The organism is Cellulomonas algicola, from assembly GCF_019024305.1.
Taxonomy (GTDB): Bacteria; Actinomycetota; Actinomycetes; order Actinomycetales; family Cellulomonadaceae; genus Cellulomonas; species Cellulomonas algicola.
In genome coordinates this window covers 90,060-109,006 of sequence record NZ_JAHKSJ010000013.1, presented here as the reverse complement: position 1 = coordinate 109,006, position 18,947 = coordinate 90,060, and the positions used below count along the sequence as shown (strand labels likewise).

Genomic DNA, 18,947 nt, shown 5'->3' with positions numbered 1-18,947 from the left:
GTCCCCCGCCGCTCGTCACCACCTCGCCATGACGGATGTCATGTCGAGCCGACCCTCGCCGGCGTGGGGCGACGTGGCGCCCTGCGGGTCGGAGCAGCGGTCCGAGGACGTCTCAGCCGGGCGGCGCCCAGCGGTCGAGCAGGGCGCGGAAGCGGGTGGCGGCCTCGCCGCGTGCGGCTGCGCTCGCTCCCGGCGGCGGGACCGTGTCGTCGGAGGCCGCGCGCTCGAACCTCTCCTGCACCCACGCGCGCACGGCCGCGGGCACGACGCCAGACCCCATCTCGCGCGTCACGGCCTTCGCGGCGACGAGGTCCGCGACCGGTCGCGCGACCGCGTCGGGTACGGGCGCCTCGGCGAGCAGGGCACCGAGGTCCATCGGCGGGGTGACCCGACCGGGGTGCTGCTCCATCCAGTGGAGCGTGGCGGCGGGCCGCAGCGCGTAGAAGACGCGCTTGAGGTGGACCGCGGCACCGTCCGCGGCTCCGCTGCGCTCCCAGTGGTCGCGGCCGACGTGAAGGTAGTGCCGCACGATCGCCGACCGGTCGGCGACCGCGGCGACGAGCGCGAGCAGCTCGTCGCGGAACTCCTCCTCGCCCGCGTAGACGAACGGCGACCGGAGCCACTCCCCGACCGTCGCGTTGCCGCCGGTCGCGAGCCGCACGGCCTTCACGAGGTCCCAGCCGTTGACGTCGAGCACGGCGTCGAGCGGCGTCTCGATCACGTCGCGCGGCGGCCACGGGTCCAGGTACGCCGACCGCGGCCGCACGAACACGAACCGGCAGTCGTAGTCGCTGTCGGGCGACGGGAAGCCCCAGGCGCGGCTGCCGCTCTCGACGGCCCAGCCGATGCGCACCCCGTGCTCGCGCGTGATCGCCGCCAGGCGGTCGTCGACGTCTGCGACGACCGCCTGGTCGAACGACGCGGGCAGCGCGCGGCCCCCGGGCGACGTCATGCCGTGGACGTCAGGCGCCGATCAGGTGCTGCGCGAGGTAGCCGGCGACCTTGTCGAGCGCGACGCGCTCCTGCGTCATGTCGTCGCGGTGCCGGATGGTCACGGCCTGGTCCTCGAGCGTGTCGAAGTCGACCGTGATGCAGAACGGCGTGCCGATCTCGTCCTGGCGGCGGTAGCGGCGGCCGATCGCCTGGGCGTCGTCGAAGTCGACGTTCCAGTGCTGGCGGAGCTCGGCGGCGAGGTCGCGGGCCTTCGGCGAGAGCTGCTCGTTGCGGGACAGCGGGAGGACCGCGGCCTTGACCGGCGCGAGGCGGTGGTCGAGCTTGAGCACGACGCGCTCGTCGACGCCGCCCTTGGTGTTGGGCGCCTGGTCGACGGTGTACGACTCGACGAGGAACGCCATGAGCGAGCGCGTGAGGCCCGCGGCCGGCTCGATGACGTACGGCACGTAGCGCTCGTTCTTGGCCTGGTCGAAGTACGACAGGTCCTGGCCGGAGTGCTGCGAGTGCGTCGACAGGTCGAAGTCGGTGCGGTTCGCGATGCCCTCGAGCTCGCCCCACTCGCTGCCCTGGAAGCCGAACCGGTACTCGATGTCGACGGTGCGCTTCGAGTAGTGCGAGAGCTTCTCGGCGGGGTGCTCGTAGAGACGCAGGTTGTCGCGGCTGATGCCGAGGTCGACGTACCAGTCGGTACGCGTGTCGATCCAGTACTGGTGCCAGGTCTCGTCGGTGCCGGGCTCGACGAAGAACTCCATCTCCATCTGCTCGAACTCGCGCGTCCGGAAGATGAAGTTGCCGGGCGTGATCTCGTTGCGGAAGGACTTGCCGATCTGGCCGATGCCGAAGGGAGGCTTCTTGCGCGACGCCGTGAGCACGTTCTGGAAGTTCACGAAGATGCCCTGCGCGGTCTCGGGCCGCAGGTAGTGCAGTCCGGACTCGTCCTCGACGGGGCCGAGGTACGTCTTGAGCATCATGTTGAAGTCGCGCGGCTCGGTCCACTGGCCACGGGTGCCGCAGTTGGGGCACGCGATCTCGGCGAGGCCGCCCTCGGGCGCACGGCCCTTGCGCTCCTCGAACTCGTCGATCATCTGGTCCTCGCGGAACCGCTTGTGGCACGAGAGGCACTCGGTGAGCGGGTCGGTGAAGACGCCGACGTGGCCCGACGCGACCCACACCTGGCGGGGCAGGATCACGGACGAGTCGAGGCCGACGATGTCGTCGCGACGCGTGACCATCGCACGCCACCACTGGCGCTTGATGTTCTCCTTGAGCTCGACGCCGAGCGGGCCGTAGTCCCACGCGGAGCGCGTGCCTCCGTAGATCTCACCGCTGGGGAACACGAAGCCACGGCGCTTGGCCAGGGAGACGACGGCGTCCAGACGGGAAGGTGCGGCCACGGGCGATCACTCCAGTGCGTGAGGCGCCCACGGCTGGGTGTCGCGGGCGGTGGGGGCCGGGGCGGGTTGCCACGGCAGGCGAGTCCCCAGGCTACCGGCCCCGGGGCGGCGCGCCGCACGGCGTTTTTGACAACGGTTCTCGTCCAACTGAGAATGATCGTCATGCTCTTCGCCCGCCCCCGGCGCCCCCTGCTCCTCGTGCCCGCCCTCGCGCTGCCCGCGCTGCTCGCCGGCTGCGGGTCGACCGCCGCCGCGGACGACGACACCGTGCACGTGCTCGCGTCGTTCTACCCGCTGCAGATGGTCGCGCAGCAGGTCGGTGGCGACCGCGTGAGCGTCGAGTCGCTGACGCCGCCCGGAGCGGAGCCGCATGACGTCGAGCTCTCCCCCGCCCAGGTGTCGCACCTCGACACCGCCGACCTCGTCGTCTACCTGTCGGGCTTCCAGGCCGCCGTCGACGACGCCGTCGCGCAGACCGCACCCGCGCACGTGCTCGACGCCGCCGACGTCACGCCGCTGATGTCCGACGAGGGCCACGAGCACGAGCACGAGGAGGGCGACGACCACGAGCACGGCGGCCTCGACCCCCACTTCTGGCTGGACCCGTCGCGCATGCCGGCCGTCGCCGACGCGGTCGCCGAGCAGCTGACGGAGCTCGACCCCGACGGTGCCGACGAGTACGCCGCCAACGCCGCCGCGCTGTCCGAGCGGTTCACCGCGCTCGACGCGGCGTACCGGGCCGGGCTCGCGGAGTGCTCGATCCGCACGTTCGTCACGTCGCACACCGCGTTCGGCTACCTCGCCGACCGGTACGACCTGCACGAGGTCGGGATCTCCGGCATCGACCCCGAGGCCGAGCCGTCGCCCGCGCGCCTCGCCGAGGTGTCCGACGTGGTCGAGCAGGAGGGCGTCACGACGATCTTCTTCGAGACGCTCGTCAGCCCTAAGGTCGCCGAGACGCTCGCCGCCGACCTGGGCGTCGACACCGCGGTCCTCGACCCGATCGAGGGCCTCGTCGACGAGGACGCGGACTACTTCTCCGTCGCCGAGGACAACCTCGAGGCGCTGCGCGTGGCATTGTCCTGCTCGTGACCCTCGGCACCACCACACCGCTCGCCGTCGAGGCGACGGGCCTCGACGTCACGCTCGGCGGCCGCCGCATCCTCGCCGGCGTCGACCTCGCGGTCGAGCCCGGGCAGGTGCTCGCGCTGCTCGGCGCCAACGGGTCCGGCAAGTCCACGCTCGTCCGCGCGCTGCTCGGCGTCGTCCCGACCAGCGCCGGCAGCGTGCGGCTGTTCGGCGCGCCGCTCGGCCCGTCCGCCCCGTGGCACCGCGTCGGCTACGTGCCGCAGCGCATGCCCGCCGCGTCCGGCATGCCCGCGACGGCGCTCGAGGTCGTGACGTCCGGGCTCCTGCACGGGCGCCGGGTGCGCCCCGCGCACGGGGGCCGCCGCCGCGCGCTCGCCGCGCTCGAGTCCGTCGGGCTCGCCGACCGCGCCCACCGGCGCGTCCAGGAGATGTCCGGCGGGCAGCAGCAGCGGGTCCTCATCGCCCGCGCGCTCGTCCGCGACCCCGACCTGCTCGTGCTCGACGAGCCGACGTCGGGCATCGACATCCCCACGCAGGCGACCTTCGTCGACACCGTCGCACGGCTGCACGCCGCCGGGACGACCGTCGTCGTGATCCTCCACGAGCTCGGTCCGTTCGCCGGGCTCATCCAGCGTGCCGTCGTCCTGCGGCACGGACGCGTCGCGCACGACGGGCCCCCGCCCGCCGCGCGGCCCGAGCACGCGCACGCCGACCACGACCACACGCACGCGCACCCCGACCCCGAGCCGCCGCCGACCGGACCCACGATCACCGTGGAGGTGACCCCGTGACCTGGGACCTGGTCGTCGAGATGCTCACGTCGCCGCTCATGCAGCGCGCGCTGCTCGCCGCCGTGCTCGTCGGCGCCGCCGCACCCGTCGTCGGCACGTTCCTCGTGCAGCGGCGCATGGCGCTCATGGGCGACGGGATCGGCCACGTCGCGCTCACGGGTGTCGCGCTCGGCTGGCTCGTCGGGTCGTGGGCCGGGCTCGTCCCGCAGGACGCGCTCGCCGTGCCCGGAGCCGTCGTCGCCGCGGTCGTCGGGTCGGTCGTCATCGAGCTCGTCCGCGAGCGCGGCCGTACCAGCGGTGACCTGGCGCTCGCGCTCATGTTCTACGGCGGCATCGCGGGCGGCGTCCTGCTCATCAAGGTCGCGGGCGGCACCAACGCGAACCTCATCAGCTACCTGTTCGGCTCCATCTCGACCGTGTCGACGAGCGACCTGTGGTGGACCGTCGCGCTCGCCGCTCTCGTGCTCGGCGTCGGCCTCGGCCTGCGCACCGCGCTGTTCGCCGTGAGCCACGACGAGGAGTTCGCCCGCGCGAGCGGCATGCCCGTGCGGCTCCTGTCGATGCTCGTCGCGACGATCGCCGCGCTCACCGTGACGATCGCGATGCGCGTCGTCGGCCTGCTGCTGGTGAGCGCGCTCATGATCGTGCCCGTCGCGATCGCGCAGCTCTACGCGCGGTCGTTCGGCCGCACCATGACGCTCGCGAGCGTCATCGGCGTCGTCGTCAGCGTCGTCGGGCTCGGGCTGACGTACTGGCAGGACATCCCGCCCGGCGCGACCATCGTCGTCCTCGCGATCGTCGTCTACACCGTCGCCGCCACACTGCGACCCGCGCTCCAACGGCGCCGCCCCGACGACGACCCGCACCCCGACATGGTCGACGACGTGCTGATCGTCGACGACGTGTGCGACGACCCCGTCCCCACCGCCCCCGCACCGGCCGGCGCCGCGCACGCCATCGCCGCGACCCCGTCGCGCGCCGGCCGCACCGGGGGTGCCCCACGCCCGACGCCCGGGACCGACGACCCGGCCGGCGGCGCCCCCGCGACCTAGGATCGGCGCGTGGACGACGACCCCATCTCGGCGTTCGGGCTCGCGACCGTGCCCGTCGGCATCGCCGTCGTCCTGCTGTTCTTCGTCGTGCTGGCCCGCTCGCACGCGACGTACTGGGCCGGGCGCGGCGTCACGCGCGGCGCGCAGTACGTGCACGACTCCGACCGGGGCTTCGCGTGGTGGCGCTCGACGATGGAGCACCTCGAGCGCTGGACCAGCACCCGCGCCGCGCAGCGCGGCCTCGACCTCGTGCGGCGGTGGGGCGCCGTCGCCGTCACCCTCGCCTACCTGACCGTCGGCCTCCAGACGGCCGTCTTCGCGTCGGCGGGCCTCATCCGGATGCGCTACCTGCGGTTCACGCTCGCGTCGATCCCCGGCTCGCTCCTGTGGGCCGTCATCTGGGCGACCGTCGGCTTCGGCGCCGTCTGGGCGGGCGTGCGCCTGTTCGTCGCCTCGCCCGTCGCGGCGATCGCCGTCCTCCTGCTGCTGGCGGTCGCGATCGGCTGGGGCGTGCGACGTCGCCTGCAGCGCAACGCCGCCACCGCGGAGCACGAGCCGACGCACCCCGGCCGGCACGCCGCCGAGAGCGACGCCTGACCCGTCGCGAGCCGCCGCCCCCGGGGCGGCGCACCGGCGCCGCCCCGTCAGGCCCACTCCCGACGCCCGCGCGACGCGTCCGGCCGTCAGGACGCCGTGTGCTCCTGCGAGACGCAGAACTGGTTGCCGTCGAGGTCCGCGAGGACGACCCACTCGAAGCCCTCGTGCTCGTGCCGGCCCACGAGCGTCGCGCCGTCGCCGAGCAGACGCTCGACCTCCGCGTCCCGGTCCGCCGCGGCGAGGTCGACGTGCAGGCGGTTCTTGCCGGGCGTCGGGTCCGGCACCTTCTGGAACGCGAGCACCGGTCCGCCGGCCGCGGACGGCAGCACCATGACGTACCAGCCGTCGCTGTCGTCGCGCACGGTGCCGCCCGTCTGCCGGGCCCACCAGTCCGCGAGCGCCGTCGCGTCGAGCGTGTCGAAGGTCACCATCGCGGGTCGCAGCGTCATGGCCGGAACCGTAGCGGCTCCGTCCGACATCGGCGCAGGTGAGGGCGCTGTCGACGTGGAGCCGAGCGCCGCGGGGCCGCGCGCGCGGGCTCAGGCGGGCGCTCTCCCGGGCTTGTCGACCGCTCCCCCGTACCGACGGTCGCGTCGGGCGTACGTCTCGACCGCGCGCCACAGGTGCCGCCGGTCCACGTCGGGCCACGGCTCGTCGAGGAACACCAGCTCCGCGTACGCCGCCTGCCAGAGCATGAAGTTCGACGTGCGCTGCTCCCCCGACGACCGCAGGAACAGGTCCACGTCGGGCAGGTCCGGCTCGTCGAGGTAGCGCGCGAACGTCTTCTCGTTGATCCGGTCCGGCTTGAGCCGCCCCGCCGCGACCTCGCGCGCGATGGCCTGCGCGGCGTCGGCGATCTCGGCACGGCCGCCGTAGTTGACGCACATCGTGAGCGTGCACGTCGTGTTGTCCTTCGTGAGCTGCTCGGCCTCCTCCAGCTCGGAGATGACCGACCGCCACAGCCGCGGGCGGCGACCCGCCCACCGGACTCGCACGCCCCACGAGTTCATGAGGTCACGGCGCCGTCGCAGCACGTCGCGGTTGAACCCCATGAGGAACCGCACCTCGTCGGGCGAGCGCGACCAGTTCTCGGTCGAGAACGCGTACGCGCTCACGTACTCGACGCCGATCTCGATCGCCCCCGCGACGACGTCGAGCAGCGACGCCTCCCCCGCCCGGTGCCCCTCGGTCCGTGGCAGCCCGCGGGCGTTCGCCCACCGCCCGTTGCCGTCCATCACGACGGCCACGTGCTTCGGCACGAACTGCTTCGGGATCGCCGGGGCGCGCTCCCCGGACGGGTGCGGGTACGGGGGCACGGGAGTCGGCACGCCCACATTCTGCCCGTTCGGCAGACCGCGGCGGTGTGGCGTCACCGCCTCCGACCAGCGCGGGCACGGGTCCGGCACAGCCACGGGCGTGCGCCGGACGTCAACGGGACCGTCGGTCGTCGCCGGCCGCGACGGTCAGACGCGCTCGACCAGCGGCAGGGAGCGGAGCTGGCGCTCCAGGTGGAACTGGCAGAATGCGGCGACGAGGCCGTTGCCCTCGCCGCGGTGCCGCTCGGCGCTCGCGTCGGCGACCGACCAGTCGCCCGCGAGCAGCGCGGCGAGCAGCGCGAACGTCTCGGGCGCGGGGGCCGCGGCACCGGGCGGGCGGCACGCGCCGCACACCGCCCCGCCGGACGCGACCGCGAACGCGTGGTGCGGGCCGGGCTCGCCGCAGCGTGCGCAGTCGGTGAACGACGGGGCCCAGCCCGCGACCGCGAGCGCGCGCAGCAGGTAGGAGTCGAGGACCAGGCCGGGGGTGTGCTCGCGCGTCGCCAGCGCGCGCACCGCGCCGACGAGCAGCCAGTACTGCTGCAGCGCGGGCTCGTGCTCGGCCTCGACGAGCCGCTCCGCCGTCTCCAGCATCACGGTCCCGGCCGTGTAGAGCGTGTAGTCCTCGCAGACCGCGCGGCCGTAGGCGCCGAGCGTCTCGGCCTGCGTGACGATGTCGAGCGAGCGGCCCGTGGAGAGCTGCACGTCGACGTGCATGAACGGCTCGAGCCGCGAGCCGAAGCGCGACGACGTGCGGCGCACGCCCTTGCCGACGGCGCGCACCTTGCCGTGGCTGCGCGTCAGCAGGGTCACGATGCGGTCGGCCTCACCGAGCTTGTGGGTGCGCAGCACGATCGCCTCGTCGCGGTAGAGGCTCACCGGGTCATTCTCCCCCGGCGGTCCGACACGGCGTGCTCCGACACGACGCGCGCAGGGCCGCCCGGACGCGCCGGACGGCCCTGCTGCACGTGCTGCGGGACGGCGTGGATCAGCGCTCGTACCGGTTCACGGCCGAGATGATCGCCTTGAGCGACGCCGTCGTGATCGAGGGGTCGATGCCCACGCCCCACAGGATCTGGTCGCCGATCGCGCACTCGACGTAGGCCGCGGCGGACGCGTCACCGCCCGCGGACAGGGCGTGCTCCGCGTAGTCGAGGACCGCGACGTCGACGCCGATCCCGCGCAGCACGTCGACGAACGCCGCGACGGGGCCGTTGCCGGACCCCTCGTGGGTGCGGACCTCGCCGCGGTCGACGAGGTCCACGACGAGGGAGTCGGGCCCGTCCTCGGAGCTCGTGGCACGCGTGCCGCGCAGCTTGAGGCGCCCCCACGGCGGCGTCGCCGAGCCCGGCTCGACCGGCAGGTACTCGTCCTCGAAGATCCGCCACAGCTCGTCGGCCGTGACCTCGGTGCCGTGCTCGTCGGTGTGCTTCTGCACGACCTGCGAGAACTCGATCTGCAGGCGGCGCGGCAGGTCGAGGTCCTTCTCGGACTTCATCAGGTAGCTGATGCCGCCCTTCCCGGACTGCGAGTTCACGCGGATGATCGCCTCGTACGAGCGGCCGACGTCCTTCGGGTCGATCGGCAGGTACGGCACGGCCCAGACGAGGTCGTCGACGGTCTTGTGCTCGCGCGCGGCGGTCGCCTCCATGGCCGTGAGGCCCTTCTTGATGGCGTCCTGGTGCGAGCCGGAGAACGCCGTGAAGACGAGGTCGCCGCCGTACGGGTGCCGCTCGGGCACGGGCAGCTGGTTGCAGCGCTCGACCGTGCGCCGGATGTGGTCGATGTCGGAGAAGTCGAGCTGCGGGTCGATGCCCTGGCTGAACAGGTTCATGCCGAGCGTGACCAGGCAGACGTTGCCGGTCCGCTCGCCGTTGCCGAACAGGCAGCCCTCGATGCGGTCCGCGCCGGCCAGGTAGCCGAGCTCGGCGGCCGCGACGGCCGTGCCGCGGTCGTTGTGCGGGTGCAGCGACAGGATCACGTTCTCGCGGAACCGCAGGTTCCGGCTCATCCACTCGATCGAGTCCGCGTAGACGTTCGGCGTCGCCATCTCGACCGTCGCCGGCAGGTTGACGATGACCTTCTTGTCCGGCGTCGGCTGGAGCTCCTCCAGCACCGCGTTGCAGATCCGCACCGCGAACTCGAGCTCCGTGCCGGTGTACGACTCGGGGCTGTACTCGTAGAAGACCTCGGTGTCGGGGACCAGCTCCTCGTACTTCTTGCAGAACCGGGCACCCGAGACGGCGATGTCGACGATGCCGTCCTCGTCGGACCGGAACACGACCTCGCGCTGCAGGGTCGACGTCGAGTTGTACAGGTGGACGATCGCCTGCTTGGCGCCCGCGATCGCCTCGTACGTGCGCTCGATCAGGTGCTCACGCGCCTGCGTCAGGACCTGGATGACGACGTCGCCCGGGATCCGGCCCTCCTCGATGAGCATCCGGACGAAGTCGAAGTCCGTCTGCGACGCCGACGGGAAGCCGACCTCGATCTCCTTGAAGCCCATCTGCACCAGCAGCTCGAACATCTCGAGCTTGCGCGCGGGGTTCATCGGCTCGATCAGCGCCTGGTTGCCGTCGCGCAGGTCCACCGCGCACCAGCGCGGCGCCTGCGTCATGCGCTTGCCGGGCCAGGTGCGGTCGGGCAGGTCGACGCGGATCTGCTCGTGGAACGGCCGGTACTTGTGGACCGGCATCGGCGACGGCTGCTGGGGGCTCGTCTCGAGATAGCTCATGGGGGTGACGCTCCTTCGTGGCGGTGCGGCTGGGGCGGCCGGCGCACAGGGAACACCGCGACGAGGATGCGGCCTCTACAGGGCCTCGTCGCGGCGACGAAGAAGGAGGGTGCGAACGAGCACGTCGTCACACTACCCCCACGGCCCGGCCCCCCGGCAAACGCAGCCGTACGCCGGACGCGTCACCGCAGCGCGGTCAGCGCGTCGTCCGACACGACGTACAGGTGCGCCCCGAGCTGCACCACCGTCCGCGCCCCGGGCGGCAGCGGCGCGACCCACTCCGGCGCCCCCGACCGCAGGTCCAGCGCGACGAGCGCCGACCCGTCACCCGGCGACGTCCGCTGGACCACGACCAGGCGGCCGTCCGAGAACACCGCCCCCATGCCGAGCCCGAACGTCCGCCGCCACACCGTCCGCCCCGTCTCCACGTCCAGACCGACGAGCGCACCGGCCGCCCGCAGGACCACCCGGCCGCCGGCGTCGACCGCGATCTCGCGCGCCGGGGTCAGCGCGTGCCACTCCGGGTCGGGCCGGCCCGGCGCGTACGCGCGGACCCGGCCCCCCATCGGCCCGCCCGCGAGCACGCTCGACGTGAAGACCAGCGCCGACGACCCGTCGGTCACGGTCGGCTCGACCGGGACGCCGCGCGTCGTCAGCCACGGCTCGCCGTCGCCGTCCGACAGCTCCGACACGACGTCCACCCCGACCGCGTGCACCCGGTACCGCGTCCGCACGAGCGTCCCGTCCGACAGCAGCGCCGTCTCGTCGGTGCCCGTCGCGTCGGCCGGGGGCGGCACCGGGACGCCGTCGTCCAGGTGCACGACGAGCGTGCTGCCCTCCGCCGTCGCGACCACCAGGCCGCCGCCCACCGACACCCGCACGCGCGACGTCGACGCCGCGGGGAACGCCGACGGCCGCGTCGCGACCCAGCGGACCTCGCCCGTCGCCGGGTCCGTCCGCCGGATCGTCAGGACGCCGTCCGCGATCGCCGCGAGCACGACGTCGCCGTCGAGCTCGTCGTCCGTCGCGAGCGACACGACCCGACCGGGTGTCGTCGCGCGCCGCAGCACCTCGCCCGTCGCGGGGTCGAGCAGCACGAGCGCCGCCGCGTCCCGCGTCGGCGCCAGACCCGACCGCGTGGCGACGCGCTCGTCGACCTGGTCGGGTCCGAGCGTGCACGCGACGCTGCCCTGCACCTCGAGGCACCGCACCTCCGCCGGCCGCGGGTCGGTACCGAGCGGCCGCTGCCAGCGCACCGCGCCCGTCACGACGTCCAGGCCCGCGAGCGACCGGTCGTCCGGGCCTGGACCCGTGGCGACGACGACCGTGTCGCCCACCAGCAACGGCGGCACGCGGTCGTCCACCGTGACCGTCCACCGGACCGCCGGCACGGCCGACGTCCGGATCGCGCCCGCGAACGCGCCGGGCCGCAGGACCGTGCTCCGCTCGTGCGCCGTGACGAGGCTCGGGATCGTCACCGCGAGCGTCACCGCGAGACCCAGCGAGCCGACGAGGACCGCGACCGCGCGCCACGGGCTGCGGGACCGCCAGCCCGCCCACGCGCTCCCGAGCCGGGCGGCACGCTGGAACCCCGACGGCGGGCGCACGCCCGTCCCTGCGTCGGCCTCGTCGACCTCGTCGAGAGGGACGCGCTGCAGCGCAGGGCTCGGCCCGGCCGCCCCCATGCGTTCACGGTAACCCCGCGGTCGGGCCGTCCGGGAGATGGCGGGCGCGGCGGCGACCGGCCGTCCCGCGCTACCCGAGGACGAGCGCCTGGTCCGCCGTCCGCGCGACGAGCACGCCTCCGAAGCCGTCGATCCGCTGCACCCGGCCCGGCAGGTCGAGCGCCCAGTAGCGCACGCCGTCGTCGAGCCCGAGGCCGACCAGCTGTGCCGTGCCGTCCGGCGCCAGGCCGGGCGCGAGCACCAGCGCACCGTCCGTCAGCGGCGTCCACGGCATCGGGTCGCCCGCGTCGGAGACCCAGCGGACCCGGCCGTCCGACGCGTCCACCACGCCGAACCGCGTCAGACCCGACACCAGCAGCCGCTCGGAGACGCGCGCCCGCACGTCGAGCATCGTGTCGGTCGACCACCGCACCCGGCCCGTCCCCGCGTCCACGCCGCGCAGCCGGGAACCGTCGTCCACGACGAGCACGTCGGCCGCCGTGCCGTCGTCGAGCGCGAAGGGCACCGGCAGGCCGTCCACCTCGAAGCGCTCCGCGCCGTCCGGGGCGTGCACGTGCCCCCCGCCGACCGTCGCCCACGTCGCGAAGCCGTCCTGCAGCGCCACGACCTGCAGGTTCCGGTACGGCGCCCCCGTCGTCAGGACCGCGCCGTCGTCGACGTCGAGGACCGTCGTGACGACGCCCTCGACGACCACCACGTCGCGCGCGACCTTCGCATCGGCGACGCGGCTCAACGTGATCGACTCCAGCACGTCGGGTGTCGTGTACGTCCAGCGCACCTCGCCGCCGACCCCCGCGCGCCGCTCGGCGACCGCATGCCCCGCGTCGTCGAGCGTCACCAGCACCACGTCGTCGCCCACGCGGCCCGCCTCGACGAGCGCCTGGTCGACCTCCCACTCCCCGACCTGCTCGCCGTCGGCCCCGTCGAGCGCGACGACGCGGGTGTGCGCGGGCTCGTCGACCGACGCGTCGTCCGAGTACACGACGCGCGGCTCGGTCACCAGGCACACGACGAGCCCGCCGACATCCTCCCCGCGGGACGGGCACGCGACGAGGCTGCTCTCGAAACCGGAGACCTGCACGGGCGCCAGGTCCTGCGACCACAGCGCCGTCCCGTCGGCCGCGTCGTGCGCGGTCACGAGCCACCGACCGTCCTGCGCGGAGACCAGCACCACCGTGCCGTCGGCGGACACCACCGCGCCGCGGTGCGGGGCGGCAGGAGCGGTCCAGCGGACGGTCGGGACGCCGTCGAGCGGCCGGACGAGCCCGGGCACCGCGCCGACCCGCTCGACGAACTCGCGGTCCCGTGCGACGCCCGCGACGACCGTCGCCACGACGGCCACCACCGCGACGGCGCCGACCGGCCACCACCGACGGACCAGCCGCCCGACGGACCCCCGGGCGGTCGGTGCCGACGACGGCTCGACGAGCGCAGAGACGGGGTTGTTCTCGCGATCCGGGCGGCGAGGAGGAGCGGGCGACTCGTCCACCTCGACGAGCTGCATCCGCGCAGCCGATCGCCTCCCGGCCATGAGGCCGACTCTAGGACACGGCCGACGACTCCGGTGCCCGGACCAGACGCATCCAGCAGTCGCCGAACACGACCGTCGCGCCGACCCGCAGGCGGACCTGGTGGTCGACCTGGCACACGACCTGACCGCCGCCCGGGAGCGTCACGACCGTGCCGTTCGTCGAGCCGCGGTCGGCGACCCACACGCCGGCCGGCTCGACGCCCACCTGCAGGTGAGTCTTCGAGACGGAGCGCGCCGGGTCGACGACGCGCACGAGCTGCACGTCCGCGACGGTCGCCGGGTTGCGTCCCACGAGCGCGGTGCGCTCGACCGTCAGACGCCGCCCGTCGCTCAGCTCGAACTCGGCCGTCGTCGGCACCGTCCGCGGGCGCGCCGGTGCGACGCGCACGTCCGGCCGGCGTGGCGCGGGCCGGGTCAGCTCGAGCTCGGGGTCGAGTCCGCTCACCGGGGCGACCGGTGCGGACACGGCGGACGCCGCGGCCGCCGCGCGCACGATCGGCAGCGCGCGCGTGTCGAGGTCCGGGCCGCTGCGCGCGGGGGTCACCGGCGCGAGGACGAGCGACGGCGCGTCGTCGTCCAGCCACTCGGAGAGCTGCTCCGTGCCGCCCGTCTGGGCCGCCGCCCAGCGCGGGACGCGCACAGGAGCCGTCACGGACGGCGGCTCGGGGGCGCCGGGAGCGACGACCGCGGCCGCCGGTCCTGGCGCCGCACCGTCCCACGCGTGCACGCCCCGGGGCCGCGCGAGCTCGGTGCCCCGCACGACCAGGACCTCGTCGCGCGCGACCAGGTCGTGCCAGCCGCGACGCCGACCCGTCCGGTCGAGGAGCGGCGACAGCAGCACCACCACCTGGCCGACGCCGAGGACGAGCGCACCCGCCGCGACCACGAGGCCGCGCACGAGCACGCGCCCGACGCCGATGGGCCGGCGCGTCTCGACGTCGAGCGTCCGGATGCCGACCGCGAACCGGCCGAGCGTCGCGCCGGTCCTGCCGTGCAGCACCCACTGCGCCGCACCGACGATCGCCATGACCGCGATCCCCACCGCGACCCCGACACCCGCCGCGGGCGGCCGCTCGCCCGTCGCCGCCGCGCGCGCGGTCGCGAGCCACCACGGCAGCACGAGCCAGCCGCCGAGCACCACCGCGACCGCGGCGTCGATCACGCCGGCGACGAACCGTCGACCGAGGCCGGCCGGCGGCTCGTCGGCGGGCACCGCCGACCGGAACGGCGGGTGGAGCGGGGCGACGGGCTGCACGTGGACTTCCTCGGGTCGGACGGTCGAGCGGTGCTGCGGGGACGGGGTCGAGCGGGCGGTGCTGAGAGCCGCGGGGCGGCCGGGTGCGACGGTCAGGTGCCGCGCGCGCCCGAGCCCGGGCCAGCGGCCCGTCGACCGCGTCGCCCGGGCGGACCCGAGGCCGCCGACGCGCCCACGGCCCGCGCGCGACGTCGGCCGGCACGCAGCGACGCCGTCGACAGGCGGGCCCGCACGCGCCGACGCCAGCCCACCGTACGGGTCATGGCGTTCACGGCCGCCTCGACGCGCTGCCAGTAGGCCGCCGCGTCGGCGTCGGTCGGCTCGGCCGCCGCGAAGACCGCACGGTCGGCGTGCCCGGCGAGCTCGTGCACCGTCGCGGCGACGGCGGCCGCCTGCGGAGCCGGCGCGTCGGCGAACGCGTGCGCGAGCGCCCGCGCACCCTCCTGCCGGGTCGCGAGGTCGGGCACCGGGCGGCGCAGGTCGTGCGCGTGGTCGACGACCTCCTCCCAGCCGCCCGCGACGCGCCCGACGGTGTCCGCCCGACGGCGACGACGTCGGCGGCGCCGCGCCTTGAGGACACCCACCACCAGGAACGGCAGGAGGACGAGCACGACCGGGATCGACGCGATCCCCGCGATCCGGGCCACCAGCCGCCACACGGCGTTGCCGTCGGCGTCGTCCTGGGGGTCGTCCGTCGTCGGCTGCTCGGTGTCCTCGTCGGGCGGCGTCACGGCGTCCGGCGGCGGCGGGGGCGGCTGGACGACCTGCGGGTCGGGCTGCGTCGGCGCCTGCTGCTGGTCCTCCTGCGGCGTCTGCGTCGGCGGCGGCGTCGGGTCGAACGGCACCCAGCCGTAGCCCGTGAACGCGATCTCCACCCACGCGCGGATGTCGTCGCCCGTGAGCTCGACCGGCTCGCCGCCCGACGGCTCGGGTTCGAAGCCGATCACGACGCGCGCGGGCAGGCCCATCTCGCGGGCCAGGAGCGCGAGCGCCGACGCGTACTGCTCGCCGTCACCGACCATGAGGTCGCCGCCGAGCAGGGCCGTCATGCGGAACGCGCCGTGGCCCGACAGCGACGGGTAGTCCTCGGGTCCGACGCCGTGGCTGAAGTACCCCTTCTCGGAGAGCCACTTCGTGAGCGCGGTCGCGACCTCGGCCGGGTCGCCGGCGTCGCGCGCGACGTCGGGTGCGGTCACCGCGATGACGTCGGGCGCCCCGACGACCTCCGGGAGCGTGACGGCCGCCGCGGGCGCGGCGCCGATGTCGGACGGGTCCGGCGTGGGCGGGACGACGACGTCGACGTCGTACGTCAGGCCCTTGCGCACACCGCCCACGAGCACCGCGGCCCCGGTCGCGTCGTTGTACCGCAGCGCGCCCGACGACGCGCCCAGGTCGAACGACGTCGCCATGCCGACCGTCGGCAGCCAGACGCCCGAGAGCGCCCCGATCTCGACCTCGACCTGCGCCTGGTCGCCGTCGGCCGACGGCTCCAGCACCTCGCCGACCCGGCGGAACTCCCCCGACGCGTCGGCCGAGCCGTCCCCGGAGACGTTCCAGACGACCCCGTCGTAGCGGTCCATCGTGGCGAGCCGCACACGCGCACCGTCGGGCAGGCCGCGCACCGTCAGCAGCGTCGTGTCCTCGCCGAGCTTGACGAAGTGCCGGAACGCCGAGAGCGGGCTCGGGTAGTCCCGGGGGTCGAACGGCGGGACGATCTCGTCGCGCACGACGTACCGCGGGGTGTCGCCGACCACGGCGGGCGCCCCGACGACCCCGGCCGCGACGGCCACCGCCACGAGCGAGCCGAGCGCCACGACGCGTCGAGGCCGCAGCAGACCCGTGCGGGCGGCGGCCCACGGCAGCAGCGCGAGCACCGCGACCGTGCCGGTGAGCGCGGGCGGCGGCACCGGGTCCCGCGTGCCGAGGACGACGACGGCGACCATGACGACGAGCGGCACCACGGCGGCGAGCGCCGCGACGGCCGGGCGGCGCACGCGCACCGCGAGCGTCACGGCGACCGCCGAGCCGACCAGCGCGAGCAGGTAGGCCGCGACGAGCAGCGACCCGCTGGTGCCGACCGGGGGCTGCAGCGTGAGCAGCTGCTTCCACGTCGACGCCGCACCGCGCGCGAGCTCGACCGCGGTCCGCGCGGTCGGCACGACGCCCGCGACCGTCGTCGACGGGGCCGCGAGCGGGCCGCCCGCGAGCAGGTAGGTGACGGTCAGCACGGCGACCGTCACGGCCGCCGACCAGCGACGCGCGGCGGCGGCCAGCGCGACGCCCGCACCGAGGACGAGGCCCCCGACGATCGCGGGCAGCGCGGCGAGGCCGCCGTAGACCGGCAGCAGCGGCAGCAGGACGAGCGCGAGCACGCCGACGAGCACGACGACGTCGACCGTCGCGGCGCGTGCCGTCCGCACGCCGATCACGGGCCTGGTGCTCACGCGACCACCCGGCGGAGCATGCGCGGCAGGTCGGACAGCGCCCCCGCGGTCGCCATGCTGAGCGTGCCCTGCGTGCGGACCGCGACCTCGGCCCCGCGCTGGCAGCGCACGACGACGGTCCGCGTGCCCGTGGGGACGTGCCGCGCACCCAGTCGCAGCGTCGCGTCGTCCACCGCCGACCCCGTCACGAGGATGGCGACCGACACGTCGGGCGTCTCACGCGCGACCCGGCGCCCGAGCAGGGCCGCGCCCGCCCCGCCGTCGGCCTGCGTGAGGCGCGCGCAGTCGTCGAGCAGCAGCGGCGGGGTCTGCACGCGCAGCGCCCCCGGACCCGCCAGCACGGCGATGTCGCGCTGCTCGCGGATCGTGTGGACCGCGAGGGACGCCACCACGGACACCGCGAGCTCGAACTCGTCGTCGTCCGCGTAGTCGCGCGGGTCTGTCGCGAGCGCGATCACCGTCTGCGTCCGACGGGTGTCCTCGAACTGCTTGACCATGAGCGAGCCGCGGCGCGCGGTCGTGCGCCAGTGGATGTACCGGCGGTCGTCGCCGGCGACGTAGTCGCGCAGCGCGTGGAACGACAGGTCCGAGTCGGACAGGTCGCGCGTCGACTGGCCCTCGAGGTCGCGCAGCACGCCCGAGCCCGACCCGCTGAGCCCCACGGTGAGCGGGTGCACGAACAGCTCGACCGGGGACGTCCAGCGGATGCTGCGTCGCACCAGGCCGAACGGGTCGCCGCGGACCGAGCGGACCGGCCCGACCACGACGACCGCGCGGCGCGACGTCGGCACCGCGAAGAGCTCGTCGTGCGACGCGCCGGGCGCGAGCCCGGGCACCCCGAGCTCGGCCACCGACGAGCCCACGGGGAGCTCGATCCGGGCCGGCAGCGAGCGCCGCCGCCCCGCGTTGCGCACCTCGACCCGGCCCACGGCGCGCTCCCCCACCCGGACGCGCCGGTCCGCGAGGTCGACCACGACGCCGAACCGCGACCGGCCGAGCACCATGAGCCCGGACACCACGAGGACCGCCGCGAGCGCGGCGCCGACGGCTGCCACCTCGAGCCAGCCCAGCCACCGGCCCGCGACGAGGCCGAGGACGGCGACGACCGCCGTCCCCCAGCCGAGGGGCGAGATGCGCACGGACACCGTCACACGGCTCGCAGGACCGGCGGCGCCGTCGTCTCGAGGATGCGCTCGAGCACGTCGTCCGCGCGCACGCCCGCGAACTCGGCCTCGGTGTCGAGCACGAGCCGGTGCGTGAGCACGGGCTGCGCGAGGTCCTTCACGTCGTCCGGCAGCACGTACTCGCGGCCCGCCGCCGCGGCCCACACCTTCGCGCAGCGCACGAGCGCGAGCCCGCCGCGGACGCTCGCGCCGAGGGCCGTCTGCGCGTCGGCGCGCGTGGCCTCCGTGAGGCGTGCGACGTAGTCGAGGACGGCGTCGTCGATGTGCACCGTGCGGGCCAGGTCCGCCATCGTGCCGACCGCCTGCGTCGTGATGCGCGGCGCGAGGTTCGTGGTGCGGTCGCGCGCGCCGGCGAGGATCTCGATCGTCGAGGCCCGGTCGGGATAGCCGAGCGACGTCTTGATCAGGAAGCGGTCGAGCTGCGCCTCCGGGAGGCGGTACGTGCCGGCCTGCTCGATCGGGTTCTGCGTCGCGATGACCATGAACGGCCGGCCGACCGAGTGGGTCACGCCGTCGACCGTGACCTGCCCCTCCTCCATGACCTCGAGCAGCGCGGCCTGCGTCTTGGGCGAGGCGCGGTTGATCTCGTCCGCGAGCACCACGGACGCGAAGACCGGCCCCTGGTGGAACTCGAACTTGTGCGACCCCTGGTCGTAGATCGTCACGCCCGTGACGTCCGACGGCAGCAGGTCCGGCGTGAACTGGATCCGGTGGTGCGTGCCCTGCACCGTCGCGGCCAGCGCCTTCGCGAGCGACGTCTTGCCCGTGCCGGGCGCGTCCTCGAGCAGCAGGTGGCCCTCGGCCAGCATCGCGGTGAGCGCGAGGCGGATCGTCCGGTCCTTGCCCAGCAGGGCCTGCCCGACGTTGGACACGAGCGTGTCGAACGTCTCGGCGAACCAGGCGCTCTGCTCGGGGGTCATC

At 74.8% G+C, this 18,947-nt stretch carries 16 protein-coding genes; 4 read left to right on the top strand and 12 right to left on the bottom strand.

The genetic code is table 11. From position 1 onward, the window contains the following. Positions 1-112: 112 nt before the first annotated feature. Both KOV94_RS11030 and KOV94_RS11025 read right to left on the bottom strand, forming a co-directional pair. Entirely contained in the window at positions 113-952 is an 840-nt protein-coding gene (locus tag KOV94_RS11030; RefSeq protein WP_124344359.1) for a nucleotidyltransferase domain-containing protein, read from the bottom strand. A gap of 10 nt (positions 953-962) precedes the next feature. After that, a complete protein-coding gene (locus KOV94_RS11025) occupies positions 963-2,348 on the bottom strand; it encodes a glycine--tRNA ligase (protein WP_124344358.1) in 1,386 nt (461 codons plus the stop codon). Between the two features lie 162 nt (positions 2,349-2,510). Between KOV94_RS11025 and KOV94_RS11020 the strand changes: the two genes are divergently transcribed. From KOV94_RS11020 to KOV94_RS11005, 4 genes are read left to right on the top strand one after another with little or no spacing between them, the layout of a single operon-like run. Then, positions 2,511-3,440, top strand: a complete 930-nt coding sequence (locus KOV94_RS11020) for a metal ABC transporter substrate-binding protein (protein WP_124344357.1) — start codon at positions 2,511-2,513, stop codon at positions 3,438-3,440. Then, entirely contained in the window at positions 3,437-4,228 is a 792-nt protein-coding gene (locus tag KOV94_RS11015) for a metal ABC transporter ATP-binding protein (RefSeq protein WP_218052049.1), read from the top strand. Before KOV94_RS11020 ends, KOV94_RS11015 begins: the two co-directional genes overlap by 4 nt. Before the next feature lie 20 nt (positions 4,229-4,248). After that, positions 4,249-5,280 carry a metal ABC transporter permease gene (locus KOV94_RS11010; RefSeq protein ID WP_225916535.1) on the top strand — a complete coding sequence of 344 codons (1,032 nt, stop codon included), beginning with the start codon at positions 4,249-4,251 and terminating at the stop codon, positions 5,278-5,280. Positions 5,281-5,289: 9 nt separating this feature from the next. Continuing rightward, the gene (locus KOV94_RS11005) at positions 5,290-5,877 is read left to right on the top strand and encodes a DedA family protein (RefSeq protein ID WP_218052048.1); all 588 of its coding nucleotides are present in this window, start codon (positions 5,290-5,292) and stop codon (positions 5,875-5,877) included. An 86-nt stretch (positions 5,878-5,963) separates the two neighbouring features. Here the strand turns inward: KOV94_RS11005 and KOV94_RS11000 are convergent, their stop codons facing one another. The 10 genes from KOV94_RS11000 to KOV94_RS10955 all read right to left on the bottom strand — a co-directional run bounded on the left by KOV94_RS11000 (position 5,964) and on the right by KOV94_RS10955 (position 18,946). Continuing rightward, entirely contained in the window at positions 5,964-6,326 is a 363-nt protein-coding gene (locus KOV94_RS11000) for a VOC family protein (RefSeq protein ID WP_218052047.1), read from the bottom strand. A gap of 90 nt (positions 6,327-6,416) precedes the next feature. Continuing rightward, entirely contained in the window at positions 6,417-7,205 is a 789-nt protein-coding gene (locus tag KOV94_RS10995; RefSeq protein ID WP_307720323.1) for an isoprenyl transferase, read from the bottom strand. Positions 7,206-7,340: 135 nt separating this feature from the next. Then, on the bottom strand, positions 7,341-8,072 hold the full coding sequence (gene recO, locus KOV94_RS10990; RefSeq protein ID WP_218052046.1) for a DNA repair protein RecO: 732 nt from the start codon (positions 8,070-8,072) through the stop codon (positions 7,341-7,343). Between the two features lie 109 nt (positions 8,073-8,181). Further along, positions 8,182-9,927: a 2-isopropylmalate synthase gene (gene leuA / locus KOV94_RS10985; protein WP_218052045.1), complete on the bottom strand. Its 1,746-nt coding sequence runs from the start codon at positions 9,925-9,927 to the stop codon at positions 8,182-8,184. Between the two features lie 182 nt (positions 9,928-10,109). Continuing rightward, positions 10,110-11,612 carry an outer membrane protein assembly factor BamB family protein gene (locus KOV94_RS10980; protein ID WP_218052044.1) on the bottom strand — a complete coding sequence of 501 codons (1,503 nt, stop codon included), beginning with the start codon at positions 11,610-11,612 and terminating at the stop codon, positions 10,110-10,112. 70 nt (positions 11,613-11,682) lie between these two features. Beyond that, positions 11,683-13,143: an outer membrane protein assembly factor BamB family protein gene (locus tag KOV94_RS10975; protein WP_218052043.1), complete on the bottom strand. Its 1,461-nt coding sequence runs from the start codon at positions 13,141-13,143 to the stop codon at positions 11,683-11,685. Between the two features lie 10 nt (positions 13,144-13,153). Next, positions 13,154-14,398, bottom strand: a complete 1,245-nt coding sequence (locus KOV94_RS10970) for an RDD family protein (RefSeq protein ID WP_218052042.1) — start codon at positions 14,396-14,398, stop codon at positions 13,154-13,156. A gap of 92 nt (positions 14,399-14,490) precedes the next feature. Beyond that, positions 14,491-16,842 (bottom strand): transglutaminase-like domain-containing protein, encoded by a 2,352-nt coding sequence (locus tag KOV94_RS10965; RefSeq protein ID WP_308160495.1) that lies wholly within the window; start codon positions 16,840-16,842, stop codon positions 14,491-14,493. Then, positions 16,839-17,981 carry a DUF58 domain-containing protein gene (locus KOV94_RS10960; RefSeq protein WP_235843348.1) on the bottom strand — a complete coding sequence of 381 codons (1,143 nt, stop codon included), beginning with the start codon at positions 17,979-17,981 and terminating at the stop codon, positions 16,839-16,841. The genes KOV94_RS10965 and KOV94_RS10960 overlap by 4 nt, the downstream gene beginning before the upstream one ends. Before the next feature lie 8 nt (positions 17,982-17,989). Next, entirely contained in the window at positions 17,990-18,946 is a 957-nt protein-coding gene (locus KOV94_RS10955; protein ID WP_124341941.1) for an AAA family ATPase, read from the bottom strand. Position 18,947: the final 1 nt, after the last annotated feature.

Bases quoted from the DNA above. Each gene is read 5' to 3' on its own strand.
- KOV94_RS11010 (WP_225916535.1), top strand. From the start codon at position 4,249: ATGCTCACGTCGCCGCTCATGCAGCGCGCGCTGCTCGCCGCCGTGCTC.
- KOV94_RS11000 (WP_218052047.1), bottom strand. From the start codon at position 6,326: ATGACGCTGCGACCCGCGATGGTGACCTTCGACACGCTCGACGCGACG.
- KOV94_RS11020 (WP_124344357.1), top strand. From the start codon at position 2,511: ATGCTCTTCGCCCGCCCCCGGCGCCCCCTGCTCCTCGTGCCCGCCCTC.
- KOV94_RS11030 (WP_124344359.1), bottom strand. From the start codon at position 952: ATGACGTCGCCCGGGGGCCGCGCGCTGCCCGCGTCGTTCGACCAGGCG.
- KOV94_RS10975 (WP_218052043.1), bottom strand. From the start codon at position 13,143: ATGGCCGGGAGGCGATCGGCTGCGCGGATGCAGCTCGTCGAGGTGGAC.
- KOV94_RS10955 (WP_124341941.1), bottom strand. From the start codon at position 18,946: ATGACCCCCGAGCAGAGCGCCTGGTTCGCCGAGACGTTCGACACGCTC.
- leuA (WP_218052045.1), bottom strand. From the start codon at position 9,927: ATGAGCTATCTCGAGACGAGCCCCCAGCAGCCGTCGCCGATGCCGGTC.
- KOV94_RS10980 (WP_218052044.1), bottom strand. From the start codon at position 11,612: ATGGGGGCGGCCGGGCCGAGCCCTGCGCTGCAGCGCGTCCCTCTCGAC.